Origin of the sequence: Streptomyces sp. sk2.1 (assembly GCF_008120935.1) — a bacterium.
Taxonomy (GTDB): domain Bacteria; phylum Actinomycetota; class Actinomycetes; order Streptomycetales; family Streptomycetaceae; genus Streptomyces.
In genome coordinates, this window is record NZ_RDBO01000066.1 from 1 (window position 1) to 3,300 (window position 3,300).

Annotated in this window: 4 protein-coding genes and 2 pseudogenes; all 6 read left to right on the plus strand. The window is 69.3% G+C overall.

The window, feature by feature from the left end; genetic code table 11:
- Window positions 1-74: 74 nt before the first annotated feature.
- Complete coding sequence (locus EAO76_RS23740) at window positions 75-1,520, plus strand: NF041680 family putative transposase (protein ID WP_148837992.1); 1,446 nt, start codon at window positions 75-77, stop codon at window positions 1,518-1,520.
- 69 nt (window positions 1,521-1,589) lie between these two features.
- On the plus strand, window positions 1,590-1,799 hold the full coding sequence (locus EAO76_RS47695) for a hypothetical protein (RefSeq protein WP_187438763.1): 210 nt from the start codon (window positions 1,590-1,592) through the stop codon (window positions 1,797-1,799).
- 109 nt (window positions 1,800-1,908) lie between these two features.
- Window positions 1,909-2,151 (plus strand): annotated as a pseudogene (locus EAO76_RS23750) (restriction endonuclease); the annotation flags it as partial.
- Window positions 2,152-2,178: 27 nt separating this feature from the next.
- The gene (locus tag EAO76_RS44760) at window positions 2,179-2,337 is read left to right on the plus strand and encodes a hypothetical protein (RefSeq protein WP_187438764.1); all 159 of its coding nucleotides are present in this window, start codon (window positions 2,179-2,181) and stop codon (window positions 2,335-2,337) included.
- Between the two features lie 27 nt (window positions 2,338-2,364).
- A complete protein-coding gene (locus tag EAO76_RS23755; protein WP_187438765.1) occupies window positions 2,365-2,631 on the plus strand; it encodes a hypothetical protein in 267 nt (88 codons plus the stop codon).
- Between the two features lie 497 nt (window positions 2,632-3,128).
- Window positions 3,129-3,300 (plus strand): annotated as a pseudogene (locus tag EAO76_RS46540) (transposase); the annotation flags it as partial.

A 3,300-nucleotide genomic window follows, 5' to 3' on the forward strand; every position in this document is an offset into this window, starting at 1 on the left:
GGGGACAGCGGAGGCGGCCGTTCTCCACGCTTCGAGATGTCGAGTCACGAAGTACAAGAGAACGGCCGCTGTGTATGAGTCTGTCTGCCGATGCGCCCACAGGCCAGGCGTTGGACGTGTTGTCCCGCTTTCGGGTCGAGTTCTACGAATGCCTCTACGCCCGTGCCGATGCGCTCTTCGAGCTTACCGACGCGGTGCTGTGTGCGGACGGGCCGGTGAAGACGCTGGTCGAGTTGTCGCTGGCGGCCGAGCACCGGCGTGGGCACGGAGCCCTGTACGCCGCTTTGGATCGGGGCTGGCYGGAGCCGACGCGGTTGCGCCGGACCCTGGCCGGCCTGCCGCTGCCAAGGGCGGCCGACGGGCGGATCGTGCTGGCCGTGGACGTGTCCAACTGGCTCCGCCCCGATGCCCCGACCAGCGACGAGAGGCTGTTCTGCCACGTCTACGGACGCGGTGACCGCAAGACGGACCAGTTCGTGCCAGGCTGGCCGTACTCCTTCGTTGCCGCTCTGGAAGCGGGCCGCACCTCCTGGGTGGCGATGCTGGACGCCGTGCGCCTGGGCCCCGCGGACGACGCGACCGCTGTCACCGCCACCCAACTACGCGATGTTGTCGGGCGGTTGATGCAGGCCGGGCACTGGAATCCGGGCGATCCCGAGATCCTGATCGTGATGGACTCCGGCTACGACGTCACCTACCTCTCCCACGCCCTGGGGGATCTGCCGGTGGTGCTGGTCGGGCGTCTGCGCTCGGACCGCGTCATGCTCCGTGACCCGGGCCCCGCGTGTTCCGGGCCCAAGGGCGGCCGCCCGCGCCGACACGGCGGCGTACTCACCTTCAGCAAGCCCGAGAGCTGGCACCAGCCCGAGGTCACCACAACTACGGACACCACCCGCTACGGCAAGGCCGAGGCGATGGCCTGGGACCGGATGCACCCCCGACTCACCCACCGCGGCCCCTGGCTGAAGCACACCAAGGAGGAACTTCCCATCCTCCACKGCACGTTGATCCGGCTGAAGGTCGAGCGCCTGCCTGGCGACCGCGACCCGAAACCGGTCTGGCTGTGGTGTTCGGCRACCGGCGCCACCGGCACGGATGTCGACCGCTGGTGGCAGTCGTTCCTCCGCCGCTTCGACCTGGAGCACACGTTCCGGCTGATGAAGCAGACGCTCGGCTGGACCGCCCCGAAGGTCCGCCACGCGGACACCGCCGACCTGTGGACCTGGCTCGTCATCGCCGCCCACACCCAGCTCCGCCTCGCCCGACCTCTCGCCGAAGACCTCCGCCGCCCCTGGGAACGCCGCACCGAACCACGACGCCTCACCCCCGCCCGCGTCCGCCGCGGGTTTCGCAACCTCCGACCGACCACGGCCCGTCCGGCAGCCACACCGAAACCGTCCCGCCCCGGCCCCGGGCGGCCGCCCGGCTCGAAGAACAAACACCGCGCCAAGCGCCACGACGTCGGCAAGACCGTCAAACGCGCCGAGACCATCAAGGAACACGAAGCCCGCCGAGGATAAACGCCAAGCGCGGTTCTGGACGCAGCGGATGGTGCCCTTGGGCGGTACGGACAGGCGGCGGTCGGCTTCTTGGAGGACGATTTCGGCGAGGGCTCCGCGGCCGTCGTTTTTGGGCAGGGTGGCAGCGTGGCGGCGGACGTCGTCGGCCACGGCGCGGGCGTGGCCTGGGCCTCGTCCTTGCGCACCCACGACTTCGCGGTGATGCCGAGATCTGCGGCCACCGCCACGTACGTCCACACCGAGGGTGGCCCGTTGACGAGCGCGCCCCGCTCGTCTTGACGAACCGAGGTCAACCGCCGAGACAACGTCCAGTCCTGACCTGCACCTAGCCTGCGTCCGCAGATCTSGGRATCACCGCGAAGTCGTGGGTGCGCAAGGACGAGGCCCAGGCCACGCCCGCGCCGTGGCCGACGACGTCCGCCGCCACGCTGCCACCCTGCCCAAAAACGACGGCCGCGGAGCCCTCGCCGAAATCGTCCTCCAAGAAGCCGACCGCCGCCTGTCCGTACCGCCCAAGGGCACCATCCGCTGCGTCCAGAACCGCGCCCGCCTGGTCCGGGCCCTCTACGAGAGGCTGGACCGGCTGGAGGCCGCGCACGCCCCGGACAGGGCTGCACCGTCCGTCGGCTGACCCGCGCTGCACAAGACGGAGAAGCGGATGGACCACGCCGCCCGGGTCCTGGCCCACCGGGTCACCTACAGGATCACGGACCAGGTCCTCGCACTCGGCGCGGCGCCCGACACGTACGTGCCGCGCCGCACCGAGTGGCACCGCGAACTCGTCGAGGGCCTGCGACGCTGGCAGCTTGCGCGGTGACGACGCCGAAGGGGTACATGTACCGGTATGGCTCGTGAACGGATCCGGTGGACGGCCGTGGTGCACCGGGCGCGGGAGATCGTGGACGGGCACGCGCCGCTCAAGGTCACGCTGCGCCAGGTGATGTACCGGTTCGCCGCCGAGGGAGTGCTGCCGCACACGCCGCCGATGTACCGGCGGCTGTCCGTGCAGCTGGCCCAGGCCCGCCGGGAAGGCCGTTTCCCCGACCTGATCGACACCGTCCGCGAGGTCCACGTCCCGCAGGCCTGGCCGGACGGTGGACCTTGGTCGTGAACCCGTCTACCAGGAGCTTCGTCGTTCCATAGATCCGCCCAACACGCAATCAGCGCCGCCAGGTTGGAAACGACTCAACGTGGGCTCGGACAAGTCGAGCCTCCCATGCCGCACAAGGCGCCCAGGACTGTTGTCTCGCAGTGCTGCATGCTGCGGATGCTCGATGCCCTTCATCATGGCCATGCCGCTACACGCCGGGTTCCGGATTCCAGCGCGCCCCCGCGTGGCGGGCGAGGGAGCTGACGAGAGACTGATGCTCCTGCTCGGTCATAGGGCCCAGCGCGCAGAGGGGCCAGCGGCCTGCCTTCCCTTGCGGGGAACGCGGGTGGACCATACCTGCGGGTCTGATGGAGTTGACAGGTGTGTCCTGAGCTTGACGTTTAACGTCGCAGGTCACCCGGCCTGCTGACCTGCGGTTCTTTCCGGGACAGCGGAGGCGGCCGTTCTCCACGCTTCGAGATGTCGAGTCACGAAGTACAAGAGAACGGCCGCTGTGTATGAGTCTGTCTGCCGATGCGCCCACAGGCCAGGCGTTGGACGTGTTGTCCCGCTTTCGGGTCGAGTTCTACGAATGCCTCTACGCCCGTGCCGATGCGCTCTTCGAGCTTACCGACGCGGTGCTGTGTGCGGACGGGCCGGTGAAGACGCTGGTCGAGTTGTCGCTGGCGG

What these genes read in the sequence shown, in the direction of transcription:
- EAO76_RS44760 (WP_187438764.1), top strand. Translation starts at nt 2,179, where the DNA reads ATGGACCACGCCGCCCGGGTCCTGGCCCACCGGGTCACCTACAGGATC.
- EAO76_RS23755 (WP_187438765.1), top strand. Translation starts at nt 2,365, where the DNA reads ATGGCTCGTGAACGGATCCGGTGGACGGCCGTGGTGCACCGGGCGCGG.